The organism is Velazquezella soli (assembly GCF_977018685.1).
On record NZ_CDRNXF010000005.1, the window covers coordinates 401,161 to 418,519 of the forward strand.

Here is a 17,359-nt window from a genome sequence, read left to right on the forward strand (position 1 = left end):
CCTTACTTCTTCGCCGGCTCTGCAGGAGCCGCATTGGCGTCGCCTTGCGCCGACTGCTCCGTCGCCGGCTTGTCCGCGGACCAGGGCTCAGGCTTGACGGTGGCGCCGGGAGCCGTCTTCTGGAACCCCTCCGCAATCACGCGGTCGCCGGCCTTAAGGCCCTGCGAGATGACCCAGCGTTCGCCAAGCGCACGACCGACGGTGACGCGGCGCTGCTCGACCTTGTCTTCGGCGCCGACCACGAGCACGCTCGCCTGGCCGCCGGAATCGCGCTGCAGGGCCTGCTGCGGCACGGCGAAGGCGTCGCGCTCCAGACCTTCCTCGATCTGCACGCGGACATACATGCCCGGGAGGAGATCCCCATTGGTATTGGGGAATTCACCGCGCAGGGTCACCTGCCCAGTGGTTTCATCGACCGCTGCTTCCGAAAACAGCAAACGGCCCGTTTCCGGGTATTTGGTGCCGTCGTCGAGCATGAGATAGGCGTTCGCCTCGTTCGGTCCCGTCATCAGCTTGCCGTCCTGCAGCGCCTTGCGCAGGCGGATCAGATCGGCGGCCGGTTGGGTGAAGTCCGCATAGATCGGGTCGAGCTGCTGGATGGTCGCGAGGTTTTCAGAGCCAGTCGAGCTGACCAGGGCGCCTTCCGTGATCAGCGCACGGCCGATGCGGCCGCTGATCGGTGCCGTGACATTGGCGTATTGCAGGCTGAGCTCGGCCTGGGCAAGGCCGGCCTGGGCGACGGCGACCTGAGCGTCCGCCTGCGCCAGTGCAGAGATCGCGGTATCGAGGTCCTGGCGAGTGGCGACGTTCGATTTGCTGAGCTGGGTCTGACGATCGGCGGTCTGGCGAGCCTGCATCTGCGCTGCCTGCGCACTCCGAAGCGTGGCCTGCGCGCTGTCGACCTGAACCTGGAACGGTGCCGGGTCGATGCGGTAAAGCACGTCGCCCGCCTTGACGATGGAGCCCTGTTCGAAGACGCGCTCGACGATAATCCCGGAGATACGCGGGCGCACCTCGGCGAGACGGGTCGGAGCGATACGGCCGGGCAGATCGCTGGTGATCGGCAAGGTCTCGGGCTGCACCGTCACCACGCCAACGGGCGATGGAGGCGGCGCCGGAGGTGCTGCGGCTTCTTCCTTCTGGCACCCGACGAGGGCGAGGAGGCAGGTGATGGTCAGGATAGATCGCAACGCCTTAGGCATCGAGTGCTCCGCACAAGGATAGTTTACATACAGTCGGGCACGTATATAACCGGCGTCTAGTTTTGTGCAATGCACATAATCGGTGGTTCACGAAGGATTTACGGATGCTGTCAGGATTTTTCGGAGCGGTTGAAGATACACCTGTTTCTCCGGCGAAAGCCGTCGTCGTTGCGATTTCGAGCGACGGCCTGGCTGACGTCGCGACGGCTGAGGACGCTCGATGAACACCGTGACCTGCCATGGACACACCATTCGGATGCTGAACATCAGCGGCACCCTTTGGATCGCGGCACCTGACGCGCTTCGTGCGCTGGGCGTCGATATTGCGCGTAAGGGTGCAAGTGTTCACCTGCAGAAGCTGCCGCGAACGGAAGTGAGACTTGTCACGTCATCCCAGTATCCGGACCTGTTCGCGGGGCGCCGCGGCAACCCGAGGATGAACCTCGTGACAGAGCAAGGGCTTGCTTTGCTACGAGAGCAATCGGGAAAGTTCTGCGTGGGATAGGCATCTCTCCCCGCCGGACCCGCGTCACCGCAGCGCCTCATCGAACGCCGGTCAGGCCACGAATGCAGGCACAGCGGACTACGAGACGCCTTTACTGACCACTCTCGGGAGCTCAGCCCACAGCCACCTCCGGTGCCTGACCTGCAGCTTTGAAAGCAATCCCTTGGATAATCTCTCCGACGGACGCTTGCCGCAGCGTCGCGCGGGCATATCTGTTGCTGGATTGAATTCGAGCAAAGGACCATCCAATGGCTGACCCGACGACATACGATACGGACCGCGGTGAAGGCGGCGAGACCCACCAGCATGTTCCGTCCGATGGCTCGCATCCTGCTCAGGCCCACCTGACGACAAACCACGGCGTTCGGATCTCCGACAATCAGAACAGTCTGAAATCCGGCAATCGCGGTCCGAGCCTGCTTGAGGACTTCGTTCTCCGCGAGAAAATCTTTCATTTCGACCACGAACGCATCCCTGAGCGCATCGTGCATGCCAGAGGCTCTGCCGCACACGGTTACTTCGAGCTCACGGAATCCCTCACGGACGTGACAAAAGCCGACGTGTTTCAGCGTGTAGGGGACAAGGTTCCGGTTTTCGTCCGCTTCTCGACCGTTGCAGGCGGCGCTGGCTCTGTCGATACCCCTCGCGACGTTCGCGGCTTCGCCGTCAAATTCTACACGCAGGAAGGCAACTGGGATCTGGTCGGCAACAACATTCCGGTCTTCTTTATCCAGGATGCAATCAAGTTTCCCGATCTCATTCACTCGGTGAAAATGGAAGCTGACCGCGCCTATCCGCAGGCCGGTAGCGCGCACGGTACCTTCTGGGATTTCGCGTCGCTGATGCCTGAGACCACCCACATGCTTCTATGGGCCATGTCGGACCGTGGCATTCCGCGCTCGCTGCGCATGATGCAGGGCTTTGGCATTCACACGTTCCGCTTCGTCAACGAAGAGGGCAAGTCGACCTTCGTGAAGTTCCACTGGAAGCCGAAGCTCGGCGTTCAGTCGACGATCTGGGATGAGGCGCTCAAGCTTCAGGCCGCCGACAACGACTACCACCGTCGCGATCTCTGGGAAGCCATCGACAGTGGTGATTTTCCGGAATGGGAGCTCGGCGTTCAGCTTTTCGACGAGGAATTCGCAAGCAAGCTCCCCTACGACGTGCTCGACTCCACCAAGATCATCCCGGAAGAGATTTTGCCGGTCAAGATCGTCGGTCGGCTTGTGCTTGATCGCAACCCCGATAACTTCTTCGCCGAAACGGAACAGGTGGCTTTCCTGCCGTCGAACGTCGTCCCGGGAATCGACTTCTCCAACGATCCGCTGTTGCAGGGCCGGTTGTTCTCCTATCTGGATACCCAGAAATCGCGTCTCGGCACGGCCAATTTCCATCAGCTGCCGATCAACGCGCCGAAGTGCCCCATGCAGAATTTCCAGCGTGACGGCATGATGCAGATGAGCGTTCCGAAGGGTCGTGCCAATTACGAACCCAACAGCCTCTCAATGGCTGGAGAAGAAGGCGGCCCACGCGAGTGTCCCGCAACTGGCTTCCGGTCGTTCGAACGGGCGACAGGTGATCAGGAACAGGGCGACAAGCTGCGGGTCCGCGCCGAGCTCTTTGCCGACCATTACAGCCAGGCACGAATGTTCTGGAAGTCTCAGACAGCGTCCGAGCAAGCGCATATCGCGTCGTCTTTCGTGTTCGAGCTTTCCAAGGTCGAGTTCGATCACGTTCCGCCGCGCGTTATTGGTAATCTCCTGAACGTTGACGAGGAGTTGGCGCAGCGGGTCGCCGATGGTCTCGGAATCGACCTTCCGGCTGCCAATCCGGCTGCACGGGAACCGGTCGATCTCGATCCGTCGCCAGCCCTGTCGATCCAGAAGAACATGGTCGAGACGGTCAAGGGTCGAAAGATCGGCATCCTTATTGCTGATGGCACCGATGCGAAGGCATTGAGTGATCTGAAGAACGCCATCAGCCAGGCTGGCGCCACCGCATTCGTCGTTGCGCCTAAGATCGGAAAGGCAAAACTGTCCGACGGCAACGTAACGAAAGCCGATGGTCAGCTCGCCGGTTCGCCGTCACAGCTCTTCGACGCGGTCGCGGTTCTCCTCTCGAAGGAAGGCAGCGACATGCTGACCCGAGAAGCAGCAGCGGTCCAGTGGGTGATGGATGCGTTCGGCCACCTCAAGGCTATCGGCCATACGAACGAGGCCCAGCCACTGCTGCAGAAAGCCGGCGTCGAAACCGATGACGGTGTTGTCGGGATGGACGGCTTCCTGAAGGCCGCTGCAAAGCGGTACTGGGATCGCGAACCCAAGGTGCGCATGCTCGCCTAACGCAATAAATAGCCCGGCGTGTCACTGCTTTCGTGGCATGCCGGATATAGCAAATGAGGGGGTGGGAACGGACCGTTCCCACCCCCTCACGCGTTTATGATGGTCGCGATTTCGATGACCAGCTGAGTGCAGGATCCCAGTCAACGGTCCCGATCGGCTAGTTGAAGGGCCGGCTGACAGTGCGCTTGACGTCTGCCATGGAGGGGCCACGGACTGTCCGGTATCTTGCGGCGACAAGGTTATAGATACCGAACGCTGCGAGCCCGGCTGCGATGACGATGAAGATGGTCGCACCGCCCGGCAGCTCGCTCAACCAGTCCATCGCGTCAGCCATGCCGCCAGCTTGATCAGGATCGACCTTGAAGCCGGCATAGGCAAACAGGATGCCGACAACGGCAAAGACGACACCGCGGGCGACGAGACCGTATACACAGACATAAGTGAGCCAGCTGGCGTTGCTCGGGATGCTGATATACTTCTCGAATTTCCGCGTCAGGCCCTTTATCATGGTAACGACACCTCCTGCGAACAGTCCAATGCCGGCGATGATGGCGAGGTAGGAGCCGAAAGGTTGGGACATGATCCATGTCGCCAGGCCCTTCTCTCCAGAACCACCGCCTCCGCCGCCCGAAAAGACCGAAAGCCCGATTGCGTAGATCCCGAGACCGACATAGGTCACGGCGCTGCCGAGAAGGCTTGCCCGAATGACCATTCCTTTGGCATCGCTGCCATGTCCGTCACTGTCGGCCAGAGCCTGGGCAAGCCGCCAGGCCACAAAACAGAAAAGCCCGATGCCGATTATCCCGACCCACACCTTGCCGAACGGTTGATCCAGCAACGACGATATGGCCGACTTGCTTTCGGGACGACCGCCGCCGAAGCTCGAAAACAGCGCCAACGCCGCAACCAGAAGAAAAACGACACCTCGCGCGGCATAGCCGAACTTAGCTAGCATCTCAAAACGAAATTCCTGCGGCACGCGCTTCTCCCTGGACGACGTCGGTAAAGGATCGAAACGCTCGGTACGGCATAAGGTTGTCGAAAACTACAGGTGAACCTCAAAGAAGAACCGCATCGCCTTCGTTCACATCCCTGTTTGCCACAAAGCGCAAGCTGCAGCGCCAAAGCGCAGGCCGGTCGAGCGCGCCTTATGGCTCGCCCAGAACGAAAAAGCCTGCCGCGGGAGGAGGTGCGGCAGGCTTTTCGAAAAGATCGAACAACGGCTGGGAGGAGGAGTGCCGCTGTTCTGCCAGACGCCCATTGGGAGGAGTGGGTCGCCTGGAACACGAAGCTCTGCGGGAGGAGGTGCATTGCTTCGTTGGAAGACTGGATATTCCATTTATCCGAATGTAGGAAGGCAGCATGTTGCAGTGCAGCTATGCACAATACGCGGCACTACCTCGTTGACGGCTCGAGGATGAGTGCCCATGAGTCGCGTTCTCTCCTAGAATTTTCTGACCGGTGACGGAGCTTTGTCGGATCGGCCTGGTTTTTTCTTTGGAGCCTCAGACGCGAATGCTGCGGGCGGGTACCAGTATCCGTCGCTGTGGCGCCGGTAGCCCTGACGGCGTTCCTTCATACCGCGGTGGCCCTTGAGCATATGCTGTTTGCCCTGTTGCTTCTGGACAAGCTGAACGTCACCCCTGGAAAGCGGCTTCGCCCCCATCATCTGGGCATTGGCAGTGGAGATCCCGGTCAGCACGAGTATGCCGACCAATCCTGTCGCGAGGTATGCAGAGTATTTCAATGTCAGCTCCTTTGATAGCAAGCGAACAACAGCAAAAGCTCCATGCGGTTCCTATCAGGGATCTGACATTTACGTTTATTTACAGTTATTTACACTTACTGAAAATCGCCTGATCAGCAAGCGAGAGGCGCTCAGGAATATCGGCGCGAACCGATCATATGAGATGGTTGTCAGCCGAGTGCTCGTTTCCCGCTGCATCGGTCTTTGGTGTTGTCCCGGTAATATCCCGCACGACGATCAAGATCTGTGCGCTGTTTAGATGCGGCGTCTGAAGCGGCCGCGTGACACAAAGCACCCAAACCGTCGTGTGGCTTTACCGCGCGGAACATTTAGCCAAGAGCACGCGTTGGAAAGCAAATTGTAAATTAGGCATGCTCATGAACGACTCGATCTCGGCGAAAAGGGGGGCACAGGACGCCGGGGACAAGCTTCTTGCAGAGCATTCTTCCAAGGATCCCTTCTCCGCAGCATTCAAAGCAACCCGGATGCCGATGATCATCACGGATCCGCGCCAGTACGACAATCCGATCATCTTTTCCAACAAGGCCTTTAGTGACCTGACCGGATATCCGGCGGACGAACTGGTGGGACGCAACTGCCGTTTTTTGCAAGGACCCGAGACCGACCCAGCGGCAGTTCAGAAGATAAGGGAAGCGATCAGGGACCAGAGGTCGATCGCGATCGATATCGTCAACCACCGGAAAGACGGCTCGACATTTTGGAACGCTCTTTTCATCAGCCCTGTGTTCGACGATCAGGGCGATCCGCTCTACTACTTCGCGTCGCAGCTTGATTTCACGGACGACAAGACGTTGGAGATGCAGTCCGCTTCGGCGCGTCGGAGAGCCGAGGCGGAGGTCGCTGCCCGAACAGCAGAACTCACCCAAGCCCTCGAGGCAAAGACGACCCTCGTCCACGAGGTCGACCACCGCGTCAAGAACAACCTGCTGACCATCGCTTCGATCGTGAAACTCAAGGCCAGGAAAACACGGGACGAAACGGTCCGGCATACGCTCCTGTCGGTCCTCAACCGTGTTGAGGCCCTTAGCACGGTGCAACGCAAGCTCTTCATGTCGAACGACGTCGGTCGCTTCGATGTCGCCGACTTTGCCCGCGATCACGTTGTCGACCTTGTGGGATCGCTCGGGCGCGACGATATCCGGATCACCATGGATCTGTCACCGGTTCTTGTGCCCGCCGCCAAGGCCTCCCCACTGTCTCTGATCGTCAATGAACTCATTGGCGATGCGGTCCGACGCGGATTGAGCGTGGGCGGTGGAGAGATCCACCTCGTGGTCAATCGTCCAAACGGGCATTTCATCATCGAAGTCCGCGATACGGCCGATCCGGTCGACGTCGACGAAGAGGATAACGAATTCGGACGGCTGATGCTGGAGACGTGCTGCCGTCAGGTCGAGGCCGAGATCGAACGTGAGGTAGAGGGTCGGCGAACCACTGTCCGCATCATCTTGCCGCTAGATAGCTGATATGGAGCATAGCTTGAAAATCATGATCGTTGAAGACGAGGCCCTTCTGGCGCTTGAGCTCGAAGAAGAAGTCGAGGCGGCGGGCCATTCTGTAATCGGTCAGGCCATGAACCGGAAAAAGGCGCTGGCCATTCTGGAAGGCCAGATACCGGAGTTTGCCTTTGTCGATGTGCATCTGACCGATGGCCCGACCGGACTCGAAGTCGGGCGGCACCTTGCCGACCGGGGGATCCCGTACGTATTCATCACCGGAAACCTGAAGCGCATTCCGGAAGATTTCGTGGGTGCAATCGGTGTAATCGAAAAGCCGTATACGATGAACGGCTTGAAGAATGCTCTCGAATACATCGCGCGACTTCTGCGCGGCGACATCGGGTTGAGCGTTCCACCCAGCATTATCGTCGCGCCGCCTGCACCGTGACTGAGACTGATTGAACTACCGGAAACTCCCCGCAACATTCGCCCACTGCCGTCTCGCGGCTACCTTGCACTCGCAGTTCAGAAACGGCCGACAATGACTTCGACACGGATATCCATACGCTTGCGATCGGATACACAATGAACACGGTATCCCAGCGACCGCACGAAGTCGCATTGGCAAACACGATGGACGTTGCTCTCATGGCGGAAATCCTGTCCGCAAGCGACGACTGTATCAAGGTTATCGACCTCGCCGGCAACATTACGTTCATGAGCGCTGGCGGCATGCGCGTCATGGAAATCGACGATTTCGAAACCATCCGCAACTGTCCTTGGCCTGATTTCTGGAAAGACGACGGGAACGCGGCAGCGCGCGAAGCGCTTGAGGCTGCGCGCTCCGGACGTAGCTGTAGCTTTGTCGGGACGGCGGAAACGGCCAAAGGAAACTCGCGGTGGTGGGAAGTGAAAGTTTCCCCAATCCTTGGAAGAGACGGCAAGCCCGATCGGATCCTGTCCATCTCCCGCGACATCACAGGAACGAAAAAGGCGGAACAGGCAGCTATTCGCTCCGAGCGCCGGATGAAGGAAACTCTCGAGGCTGGAAGCCTCGGGTATTGGGAGCTCGACCTCGCGACGATGGCACTCCAGACCTCTGACGTGTGCCGGGAAAACTTCGGTCGTCACAGGGACCAGTCCCTCAGCTATGACGATCTGCAGAGCGCTATCCATCCCGACGACTTGCCCCGCATGCAAGCCGCGGTGGAGGAAACCCTGGCAGGAAGCTCGGACTACGATGTCCAGTACCGCGTCATCCGTCCCGACGGTGTTGTGGCCTGGGTGCTCGCGCGTGGCCAGCTCGTCCACGATGACCGGGGGCAAGCCGTCGCGATGTGCGGCGTATCGCTCGATATCACCGAGCTCAAATCCATGCAGGACAAGCTTTCACGAAGCGAAGAGCGCCTGCAGCTTGCTCTCGGCGCATCGACAATGGTCGGCATCTGGGATTGGGATCTGAAGACGAACCTGATCTATGCCGACCCCAACTTCGCCGAGATCTATACGGTAGAACCGGGTCGCGCAGCCGCTGGCGCGCCGCTTGAGGAATACACTCGGAATTTCCATCCCGACGACATGCCAGCGTTCGAAGCGGAACTGGGGCGGTTGTTCGAGGGACAGTCGACCTTCGATAACGAATACCGCATCATCCAGCCAGGTGGCGGTGTTCGCTGGGTCCACGCAAAGGGCCGTCTTATCCGCGACTCCTCCGGCGAGCCCGTGCGTTTTTCGGGTGCATCTGTCGAAATCACCGAGCGTAAGCAGGCCGAAGAAACACAAAAGCTGCTGATGCACGAACTCGCGCACCGGGTCAAAAACACGCTTGCCGTGGTGCAGGCCATCACCACCCAGTCTTTGCGCAATGCCCAGACGGTGGACGATGCGCGCGACAAGATCCAGTCGCGCCTCTCCGCTCTTTCCAAAGCGCATGACATGCTGACGCAAGAGGATTGGCGCGGAGCCGAATTGCGCGATGTGGTGGCCAACACTGTCTGCAATATCGGGATGCAGGACAGCGACCGCATCAAGGTTCGTGGGACGACCGTCATGCTCGGACCCCAGGCTGCCATGTCCTTCGGCCTGGTACTTCACGAGTTGATGACCAACGCCGTCAAATACGGTGCGCTTTCCAACGAGGTTGGCCATATCGATATCGAGTGGTCTGTCGTGCCACAGGGTGGCGAGAACAGGCTTCAGTTTAGCTGGATCGAAGTGGACGGACCAATCGTCGCCGTTCCAGAGCACAAGGGTTTCGGATCAAAACTGATCAAGTCGAGCCTGGGCTCGATGGGATCTGTTGATGTCGCTTATAATCCCACAGGACTTGTGCTGAAGATGGATGCGTCAATGGCTCAAATCGGGGCGGTGCTCACAGTCTGAGGTGGCAGCAGCCAACACTTCCCGACAGTGCTAGCTGTTCAGCCATGCGTCCTTGACGTCGGCCGTCGCGTTATCGGGCTTGGAATCCCCAATGAAGATCAGTACCGGTCCGCTGTTCTTGCGAACCGGATCGTAGAAATCGAGTAGATCAGGATACTCGTTTTGGATGAAGCCCGGGAACGGTTGCTGGTCGCGTAGGAAATGGTCGACCACGACCTGGTCGCCGTGCACGGAGTTGGGAACGGTTCCGCAACTGCCCGGCGCAATCCAGTGATCCGGATCGCGTTTGAACCGCTCGTACAGAAACGAGAAATCGTCTTTGTTCCAGCGCATCAACGCGGTCGACGCTCGAGACTTCAGGAAATGATCCTCCATCACAACGGCATCGCCTTTTGATGCAAGCTCGCTGGCCGAGGACATGAAGATCGTGTCCAGGTCGCAGAGTATGTTGACATCGTCGGAGAGCTCGGGACGGAAAGCCTCGAATTTCGACCACCACTTCGGCCAGTCATGGCGAAATTTGACTGTCTCGACACCGTCCATTGCCTCATTGAAATCCGTGACACAGACGATGCGATCAAGGCCTGCAATATGCCGCCTCGCCCCGCGGGCAAGGCGTTCCACCCAGATCGGCTCGTAGCGCCCCCCGGAGCGCAGGACGGTCGTCAACGTGACCATGATCAGACGACCTTGAGCAACGGGCTTGCAATACGCTGCGCACCACCCATCCAGAGCTGGTCGCAGAGCTCTTCCAGCCAGTTTGCGGCCCTGGCCGCAGCGGCCGGCTCGTGCAGAGTTGCAAGTGCTTCCGTGTCGAGCTCTTCGGCACGCTGCAGAAGCCCCCGCCATCCCTCGTAATCTCCCGGCCAGTATGGAGCGGAAACCGCTGCGCCAAGTCGGACGAGCTCGGATGCCTTGCGATGCTGTTCGGAAAAATACCGCCATTCGGGCATCACCACGAATTTCCGGGCCGCACGCGCAATCTCATGAACCGTGTTGTCGCCAGCGGAGGCCACAACGATATCGGCCGCTGCGATATGGTCCGTGACGTTGTCGACCCAGCCGAGTTCCTTCAAATTGGGGAAATCCGTCTCATGGCCTTCCCGCAGAACAGGACCGGCGACGAGCCACAGCGCATCCGGGACGGCCCGTGCGGCAATCGTCAGCGGCGCATAGGGCGTGCCGCTGCCGCCGCCACCTGTCATGACCAGCACGATCTTCTGATCCGAGGGCAGCCCAAGTCTCTGGCGTGCCTCTGCACGGGACAGAACCTGATCGCGGGTGGTGCAAAGACCACCCGTATAGAACGTCTTGTCGCGAAGATGGCGCGGATAGTCCTGCTGCTCCATACGCTCGTCGAACGGCGCCAGAATGCCGACCATCGCTTCGTAGGATCCGATATGACCGACGTCGTTGCGGTCGCCGTGGAGGCGCATCTGAACTGTTGGGGTGGAGCAGATCCGACCCAACATTCCGATCTCCGACGACACGTCCACGACAAACAGACCAATATCGCGGTCGTCGAGATGCTCGACGATGGTGCGCATCGTTTTCCGCATCGACGGCAGGCCCAAGGGAACGCAGTGCATGACCGATGGTGTAGGCTCATCGAACAGCCGCGCGGTCGGGACCGTTTCGCCGATCATGTTCGGCAGCGCGACGACCTCGACGCTTGAGCTTACGGACTCGAAATAGTCCGGCCCGGCCGTCAGAACAGAGACCTGCCTGTCCTGGCTGAAATGCTCGGCAATGGCCATAATACGGTTGGCATGTCCGCGGCCCTGATGATGGGCGAAAAACGCGATTGGCTTTTTCATACTCGATAATTCCTATGAATACAGAACGGTACCGGGCTGTCGCGCGGCCTCAATTTCAGTCGGGTCCGGAAAGCGCAGGACGTCCAGCGCATCGCCATCCTCCTCCCATCGGATCAGCCCCGCCTCGCGGAACTGGCCAAGCCAGTAGCCCATGCACCAGCGGCCATGCTTTTCCTGAAAGAGGCGGGCATTGCGAAGGATCGGGTCGAAGTTGTGCAGAGGCGGTATGAGGACCGGGTGATGCTGGTGGTAGACGCGCGCGCCACCCACCCGGTAGGTCTTCACTCCGGCCTGCTCTGCCGATGCGGCGAAGTCGGTTTCTTCCCCGCCATAACCGACGAAGCGCTCATCCATACCGCCGATCGCTTGCCACGTGCTTTTTCGCAGCGCGAAGGACAGGCCCCAAAGCTGGCCGCCATCCGGTTCCTGCTCGACACGGCCGAATTCAGGAAACCGAGGCTTGGAGACATGCGGTTTGCCGAGCTCGAGCACACCGTAGTCTCCCCGGAAGTCGGTCACTTCGGCAGGCAGATACAGAACTTCGCTCAGACAGATCCCGTCATGCTCGTTCAAGGCGGCAAAGTAGGATTCAACAACCGTTGGCGACGCGATGCAGTCAACATCGAGAAACATGAGTGTTTCCCCCGACGCCGCGTTTGCCGCCGCGTTCCGCGCCTTGGCAAGAGGCAAGTCCTCTCCCTCGACGAACACGTGCTTGACCGGAAACGGCAGGCTCGGCAGATCCTCGAAAGGCTCCGGCTGCATCCAGGCGATCACGAGCTCCTTGGGAAGGCACGACTGCTCCCCAAGGCTGCGCATCAGGTTGGCGAGATGTCGCTCGCGGCCACGAACCAGGGTCAGGATACTGAGAGACATTCAGCCTCCGCCTGTCTGCGGAAGTGGAGAACGCCTTCGATGATGCCTGCCGCATGGGTTTCTGAGGCGATATAGGAATGGCTGAGTGCAGGAAGCGTGGCCAGTCCATCCGAGTAGTTGGCGACGATGATCGACTGCGGGATGGCCTGAAGCATCTCGATATCGTTGCCGGAATCGCCGGCGACGAACACCATGTTTTCAGACAGTCCAGCACCACGACGGACGTAGTCAACGGCCGTACCTTTCGATGCCTTGAGCGGCAGGACGTCGAGGTACCGTCGATGGCTGTGGATCACCGACGCGCGCAAACCGGCCTTTTCCAGCAGTTCCTTGATGCGTGCCACGACGCCGCTCGAGCCGTCACTGAAATAGCTGAGCTTGAAATCGCGCTGTTCGAGCGACGCCTGCGGGGTGAGGAAGCCTGCCTTGCGCAGAACTCTCTCGATGCCGCTTCGGTCCCAGTTCTCGGCGATGCGCTCGGCCCAATGCCGGTCATACTCGTAGGAGACGCCGTTCTCGCTCAGGTGATAGATCTCGGATCCGACCGAGGTGATCATGACTTCCGGCCTCGGCACATCCTCCTGTTCGAGAATGGCCATGGCGCTGTGGAAGGAACGACCGGTCGCGACCCCGAACGACAATCCACTCTGCTGTCGCCGCCAATTGCCAAAGGCATGCAGATGCGGAACCGATCCCACCAGAGTGTTGTCGATGTCGCTGATCAGTAGCTGCGAGGGCTTTTCCGTCTTGGCTGCGGGCTTGTCGATCAGCTCCGAGAGCAGGCCGTGATACCGTTCGGTATGTCGCGCCCAGTCATAACAGGCGACAGCACGTTCGCCGGCCTTGGAGTAAGTCTGCCACGTTTCGGAGCAGCCCAGGATTTTCAGCGCGGCGGAAGCAAGACCGTCCTCGTCGCGCGGGTCTATCAACACACCGTTGCCGCAGGTCTCGACGATATCATTGGGGCCGCCGCTGTCTGTCGCGATCAAGGGCAGACCAACGGCCGAGGCTTCCAGGAGCGTCAATCCGAACGGTTCGTTGAGTGCCGGATTGACGAAAATGCCACCGCGATCGCGAGCATAGGCATAATAGGCTGGCACCAGATCCGGTCGATGCATCTTCGGATAGGCGATCTTGCCGTACAGATCGTAGGTATCGACGAGATGAAGGATTTCGCGCAGGTTGTCCGCGAGATCCGGTTCGAGCTCGTCGATTTCGCAGCGGTTGCCGGCGAGGATCACGAGGTTCGCAGCTTCCTGGAGCGCTGGCGACTTTCCGTAGGCCCGTACAAGCCCGATCAGGTTCTTTTTGGTGACCGGGCGCGCGATGGCAAGCAACACAGGCTTTTCAGGTTCAGCGAGGAAACGAGCGAGCTGGACCTCGACAGTTTCCGATGACTGGGCGCCCTGAAAAGCATCGAGGTCGCTGCCGGGCGGAAGCACGCGGATTGTGCCGGCGTCGTAGTTGTCATATCCTTTGTACTGCAGCTCAGCCTCGTCGCGCGAGGACGCAATGATCAGGGACGCCTCTGCAAGCGCGCATTCTTCCGCCGCAAGACGATGCGTCATGGATGCATCCGATGCGATTTCCGGCATGGCCGCAATTTTCACCCTGCCGAGCGAATGCCCCGTGAAAACGAAAGGAATGCCCAACTCTGTTTTGATCCGCGCAGCGACGACCGCAGCGTCGGCGTAATGCGCATGGACAATGTCAGGAAGCCCATGTTCGCGAAGGTGAGCGATCAGCGCGTCGCTAAAGGATGCAACCTCTGCATGCATATCCTCTTTGCTGACATAATCGGGGCGGTTGGTACGCAACCGTACAATCGAAATCTGGGGGCTCACGGCCTCGGAAGGCCGCTGATAGTCCTCGCCGTGGCCTTCGAAGGCACGCGTTGCGATCACTATTTTGGAGTCGGTGTCAGAGGCTTCACAGGCGCCGACAAGATCCATCAAGTAGCGGATATGCCCGCCGGTATCGGCCGTTAGCCCATACTCGACATTATTTCCGCGCAGACACCCTTGAAGTGCGACATGAAGAACGAACATACACAACCTTTCTGAGCAACAAGGATACAAAATGCTAGAATGCGCACCGGAACTCCCGAAGCCGATAAGGGTTGCGCAGGTTGCACCAAGTATCTTCCCCGTTCCTCCCCGCGATCATGGCGGAACGGAGCGTGTGATCCACGATCTCTGCGTAGCGATGCAACGCCAGGGTTGTGAGGTTACCCTGTTTGCGGCATCCGACAGCACCACGCCGGTCACCCGTATCGGGTCCCTGCCGAGCCTGCAGTTTCTGGAGAGCGAACACGGCACCGTGCCGCCTTCGATACCGGCAGTGCTCGAAAGCGTGACGTTGGATGAGGTTCGCCAGCGGCTCGACGAGTTCGACATCCTGCATTTCCACGGCGAGTTCTTTCACGCGACCCTGCTGGGCGATCAGCGCTCGAAATCGCTGACAACGATCCATTGGCGCGTCGACGAGCTTGACCGGAAGCTGTTCTTCAATGCCTTCCCCGACCTGCCGGTCGCGGCCATTTCAGCGTCCCAGCAACGTGGGATCCCAGAAGCCAACCGCGCCGGCGTCGTCCTTCACGGCGTCGACGGAGACCGCTTCGAGCCCTCCTTCGAGCCCGGGTCCTATCTCGCCTTCATCGGGCGCATGACCGACCAGAAGCGGCCGGACAAGGCAATCGACGTTGCGGTCGAGTGCGGTCACCCCATCAAGCTCGCCGGTACGGTTGACGTCGGCAATCCGCTGTATTTCGACACCTATGTCCGGCCGAAGCTTGGCGATGGTGTCGAGTATGTCGGCCCGGTCGGTGATGCGGCCAAGAGCGAGTTGCTCCGCGGTGCGGCAGCGCTGCTGTTTCCGATCGACTGGCCGGAACCGTTCGGTCTGGTCATGATCGAGGCGATGGCCTGCGGTACGCCCGTGATTGCGTGGAACAGGGGTTCGGTCTCCGAAGTGGTGGAAGACGGTGTCACCGGCTTTATTGTCGAGAACGAAGCGCAGGCAGTCGAAGCGGTCAACAAGGTGGGAAGCCTCGATCGCCGCCGCATCCGCGCCCGGTTCGAGGAGCGCTTTACCGCAGACCGCATGGCGCGGGACTATATCGAGATATACAAGAGGATGCTGAAGTCGTGATGCGGACAGCGCTTCTCGCCTGGGACTACCCGCCGTCTCCAAGCGGACTTTCGACGGCGGCTAGGGAGATCGCTATGGCGCTCTCTGGCGAGGGCTGCGACGTGACTGTCTTTACGCTCGATCGCTCGGGAGCCGAGGACATAGACGGCGTTCGCGTCGTCGGTTGTGATATCCCGGATCAATCCCGTATCGGCCGCCTGCGCAAATGGGCTGCGATCGGTCACGCCGCCGCACCGCTGCGGTTCCGACAGGCCGTTTTGCGTGATCATGCGGCAAAGCCCTTCGACGTGGTGGAAGCAACCAACTGGTACGCGCCAGCGAGTTTGCTGACGGGTCGCCACGGATTTGCGCTTGTGACGCGCAATTCGACGCCCGCTGCCTGGAGCAGGATGGCTGAGCTGCCGGTTCGAGACAAGCTGGACGCGGCGGCTGCGGACTTGCTGGAAAAGAAGCAGGCAGGGTCGAGCGCCGGGCTGATCTCCAATACGGACGAACACGGTCGACGGATCGTCGACCTCTATAAGATCGATAGCCAAATACCGCATCGGACGATCGGTCTTTCGCTGCCGCCTGAATTGCTGAAGACGGCACAGTCATCGCCCTACCCGGCTGGAGAGGAACCTGTCAGAATCCTGTTCGTCGGACGTGCGGAACAGCGCAAGGGTTTTGCAGAGCTGATGGGTGCGGTAGAAATTCTGGCCGCCGAAGTCGCTTCCGGAACACTTCCTCCGTTTCACGTCAATCTGCTCGGCGTGCCGTCCGTCGATCTGCCGTCGCAGATGAGCGCTCGTGCGCGCGAACGGGTAACCGCCCTGGGCCGCCAACCCGACGAAATGCTTCACGACCTCTATCGGCAGGCTCATATCGTTGCGGCACCGTCGCGATACGAAAGCTTCGGACTGGTTTACCAGGAGGCGATTGCGTTCGGGCGGCCCGTGGTCGCATCGGCTGAAGATCCGAGCGCGCGGGAATTCGTCGGAGCGACCGGAGCCGGGCTACTCGCGGAACGAACGCTTCCCCAGGCCATCGCAGCCTCATTGCGATCCCTTATCCAGTCGCCACAACTGCGCGAACAACTGCATCACCGCGCCGTGCTGGCCGCCGGCCGTTTCGATAGACCCTATCTCGGTCGCGAGACCATGGCGCTCTACCGGCAGGCAATAGCCAAGTCTGGAAAGGCAAGATCTTGAAGGACGAGACAAACATCCGAGACGAAAGCCATATCGCGATCATCGGCAACTGCCCTGACTTCGTCGATGCCGGGCATATGACGGATCGCTGTGACTGGGTCACGCGCTTCAACAATACCGCTGGGTTCATGGACGTCTCGGGGACGGAGATCTCCGAACTGGTTCTCGTCAGCCGCGGCGGACAGGCGACCGAATGGCTGGCCGACCCGGAGTTCACCAATCGCCCCGCGATGCGAAAAGCCGCACTGATTACCTTGGTTTTTCCGCCGAGTTCGGATCCCGGCGACGAATGCGGCGCCTTGGAGCTGACGTCGTTGCTGGAGGGCATCGGAAAACGCGTGCGCTATATCGAGCAATCCGTTCACGATCAGGCCCGACAGGAGCTGGAGGCACGTGGCGCGGCGCCGGACGCAGCCTTGAGCTCGGGCTTTGTCTATGCGTTCGAAACCCTCCTCGATCGCCCGGAAGATGCACCTCCTGTGATCGTGGCGGGCTTTTCGTTCGAAGGCTGGGACGGTCATGCCTGGGCCGCCGAAAAGCGCTGGTTCGAAGACATGCAGAAGTCGGGACGGCTCGATATTCGCGGGCTGTAAACCCGTCGTCAGGATAACGGCTGGCGCGTTCTGTGGCTGTCCAAGCCGCTTGCCCGACCAGAATTTCTAAATGGACGGAACTTCGGTCGGACTCA

The 17,359-nt window shown here is 59.8% G+C and carries 15 protein-coding genes; 8 read left to right on the forward strand and 7 right to left on the reverse strand.

Going from position 1 to position 17,359, the window contains the following annotated elements:
- Nucleotides 1-2: 2 nt before the first annotated feature.
- Complete coding sequence (locus tag AC0JZ8_RS22335; protein ID WP_113111521.1) at nucleotides 3-1,202, reverse strand: efflux RND transporter periplasmic adaptor subunit; 1,200 nt, start codon at nucleotides 1,200-1,202, stop codon at nucleotides 3-5.
- A gap of 220 nt (nucleotides 1,203-1,422) precedes the next feature.
- On the opposite strand from AC0JZ8_RS22335, the gene AC0JZ8_RS22340 reads away from it, so the two are divergent.
- Entirely contained in the window at nucleotides 1,423-1,707 is a 285-nt protein-coding gene (locus tag AC0JZ8_RS22340) for a hypothetical protein (RefSeq protein ID WP_062578156.1), read from the forward strand.
- A gap of 248 nt (nucleotides 1,708-1,955) precedes the next feature.
- Nucleotides 1,956-4,049 (forward strand): catalase, encoded by a 2,094-nt coding sequence (locus tag AC0JZ8_RS22345; RefSeq protein WP_471893605.1) that lies wholly within the window; start codon nucleotides 1,956-1,958, stop codon nucleotides 4,047-4,049.
- 157 nt (nucleotides 4,050-4,206) lie between these two features.
- Here AC0JZ8_RS22345 and AC0JZ8_RS22350 read toward each other — a convergent pair whose 3' ends face one another.
- Complete coding sequence (locus AC0JZ8_RS22350; RefSeq protein ID WP_062459479.1) at nucleotides 4,207-5,028, reverse strand: DUF1206 domain-containing protein; 822 nt, start codon at nucleotides 5,026-5,028, stop codon at nucleotides 4,207-4,209.
- 465 nt (nucleotides 5,029-5,493) lie between these two features.
- Nucleotides 5,494-5,796: a hypothetical protein gene (locus tag AC0JZ8_RS22355; RefSeq protein ID WP_156461779.1), complete on the reverse strand. Its 303-nt coding sequence runs from the start codon at nucleotides 5,794-5,796 to the stop codon at nucleotides 5,494-5,496.
- 377 nt (nucleotides 5,797-6,173) lie between these two features.
- On the opposite strand from AC0JZ8_RS22355, the gene AC0JZ8_RS22360 reads away from it, so the two are divergent.
- The 3 genes from AC0JZ8_RS22360 (at nucleotide 6,174) to AC0JZ8_RS22370 (ending at nucleotide 9,638) form a co-directional block, all read left to right on the forward strand.
- Nucleotides 6,174-7,283: a PAS domain-containing protein gene (locus AC0JZ8_RS22360; RefSeq protein WP_062460446.1), complete on the forward strand. Its 1,110-nt coding sequence runs from the start codon at nucleotides 6,174-6,176 to the stop codon at nucleotides 7,281-7,283.
- A 13-nt stretch (nucleotides 7,284-7,296) separates the two neighbouring features.
- Nucleotides 7,297-7,704 (forward strand): response regulator, encoded by a 408-nt coding sequence (locus AC0JZ8_RS22365; protein WP_062459470.1) that lies wholly within the window; start codon nucleotides 7,297-7,299, stop codon nucleotides 7,702-7,704.
- 137 nt (nucleotides 7,705-7,841) lie between these two features.
- Nucleotides 7,842-9,638, forward strand: a complete 1,797-nt coding sequence (locus AC0JZ8_RS22370; RefSeq protein ID WP_471893606.1) for a sensor histidine kinase — start codon at nucleotides 7,842-7,844, stop codon at nucleotides 9,636-9,638.
- Between the two features lie 30 nt (nucleotides 9,639-9,668).
- On the opposite strand, the gene AC0JZ8_RS22375 is transcribed toward AC0JZ8_RS22370, so the two are convergent.
- The 4 genes from AC0JZ8_RS22375 to AC0JZ8_RS22390 are packed head-to-tail and all read right to left on the reverse strand — an operon-like array spanning nucleotide 9,669 to nucleotide 14,379.
- Entirely contained in the window at nucleotides 9,669-10,316 is a 648-nt protein-coding gene (locus AC0JZ8_RS22375) for a hypothetical protein (RefSeq protein ID WP_062459464.1), read from the reverse strand.
- A 2-nt stretch (nucleotides 10,317-10,318) separates the two neighbouring features.
- Nucleotides 10,319-11,455: a glycosyltransferase gene (locus tag AC0JZ8_RS22380; RefSeq protein WP_209899180.1), complete on the reverse strand. Its 1,137-nt coding sequence runs from the start codon at nucleotides 11,453-11,455 to the stop codon at nucleotides 10,319-10,321.
- A gap of 12 nt (nucleotides 11,456-11,467) precedes the next feature.
- Nucleotides 11,468-12,331, reverse strand: coding sequence for a glycosyltransferase family 2 protein (locus AC0JZ8_RS22385; protein ID WP_471893607.1), 864 nt, complete (start codon nucleotides 12,329-12,331; stop codon nucleotides 11,468-11,470).
- Nucleotides 12,313-14,379 carry an HAD-IIB family hydrolase gene (locus AC0JZ8_RS22390; protein WP_471893608.1) on the reverse strand — a complete coding sequence of 689 codons (2,067 nt, stop codon included), beginning with the start codon at nucleotides 14,377-14,379 and terminating at the stop codon, nucleotides 12,313-12,315. Before AC0JZ8_RS22390 ends, AC0JZ8_RS22385 begins: the two co-directional genes overlap by 19 nt.
- A 31-nt stretch (nucleotides 14,380-14,410) precedes the next feature.
- Between AC0JZ8_RS22390 and AC0JZ8_RS22395 the strand changes: the two genes are divergently transcribed.
- Genes AC0JZ8_RS22395 through AC0JZ8_RS22405 form a run of 3 tightly spaced genes read left to right on the forward strand, consistent with a single transcriptional unit; the run spans nucleotide 14,411 to nucleotide 17,264 of the window.
- Nucleotides 14,411-15,481: a glycosyltransferase family 4 protein gene (locus AC0JZ8_RS22395; protein ID WP_471893609.1), complete on the forward strand. Its 1,071-nt coding sequence runs from the start codon at nucleotides 14,411-14,413 to the stop codon at nucleotides 15,479-15,481.
- Nucleotides 15,481-16,671 carry a glycosyltransferase family 4 protein gene (locus AC0JZ8_RS22400; RefSeq protein WP_471893862.1) on the forward strand — a complete coding sequence of 397 codons (1,191 nt, stop codon included), beginning with the start codon at nucleotides 15,481-15,483 and terminating at the stop codon, nucleotides 16,669-16,671. The genes AC0JZ8_RS22395 and AC0JZ8_RS22400 overlap by 1 nt, the downstream gene beginning before the upstream one ends.
- Nucleotides 16,668-17,264 (forward strand): hypothetical protein, encoded by a 597-nt coding sequence (locus tag AC0JZ8_RS22405; protein ID WP_471893610.1) that lies wholly within the window; start codon nucleotides 16,668-16,670, stop codon nucleotides 17,262-17,264. Before AC0JZ8_RS22400 ends, AC0JZ8_RS22405 begins: the two co-directional genes overlap by 4 nt.
- Nucleotides 17,265-17,359: the final 95 nt, after the last annotated feature.

What these genes read in the sequence shown, in the direction of transcription:
- AC0JZ8_RS22390 (WP_471893608.1), bottom strand. Translation starts at nt 14,379, where the DNA reads ATGTTCGTTCTTCATGTCGCACTTCAAGGGTGTCTGCGCGGAAATAAT.
- AC0JZ8_RS22345 (WP_471893605.1), top strand. Translation starts at nt 1,956, where the DNA reads ATGGCTGACCCGACGACATACGATACGGACCGCGGTGAAGGCGGCGAG.
- AC0JZ8_RS22380 (WP_209899180.1), bottom strand. Translation starts at nt 11,455, where the DNA reads ATGAAAAAGCCAATCGCGTTTTTCGCCCATCATCAGGGCCGCGGACAT.
- AC0JZ8_RS22375 (WP_062459464.1), bottom strand. Translation starts at nt 10,316, where the DNA reads ATGGTCACGTTGACGACCGTCCTGCGCTCCGGGGGGCGCTACGAGCCG.
- AC0JZ8_RS22400 (WP_471893862.1), top strand. Translation starts at nt 15,481, where the DNA reads ATGCGGACAGCGCTTCTCGCCTGGGACTACCCGCCGTCTCCAAGCGGA.
- AC0JZ8_RS22335 (WP_113111521.1), bottom strand. Translation starts at nt 1,202, where the DNA reads ATGCCTAAGGCGTTGCGATCTATCCTGACCATCACCTGCCTCCTCGCC.
- AC0JZ8_RS22370 (WP_471893606.1), top strand. Translation starts at nt 7,842, where the DNA reads ATGAACACGGTATCCCAGCGACCGCACGAAGTCGCATTGGCAAACACG.
- AC0JZ8_RS22360 (WP_062460446.1), top strand. Translation starts at nt 6,174, where the DNA reads ATGAACGACTCGATCTCGGCGAAAAGGGGGGCACAGGACGCCGGGGAC.
- AC0JZ8_RS22385 (WP_471893607.1), bottom strand. Translation starts at nt 12,331, where the DNA reads ATGTCTCTCAGTATCCTGACCCTGGTTCGTGGCCGCGAGCGACATCTC.
- AC0JZ8_RS22340 (WP_062578156.1), top strand. Translation starts at nt 1,423, where the DNA reads ATGAACACCGTGACCTGCCATGGACACACCATTCGGATGCTGAACATC.
- AC0JZ8_RS22395 (WP_471893609.1), top strand. Translation starts at nt 14,411, where the DNA reads ATGCTAGAATGCGCACCGGAACTCCCGAAGCCGATAAGGGTTGCGCAG.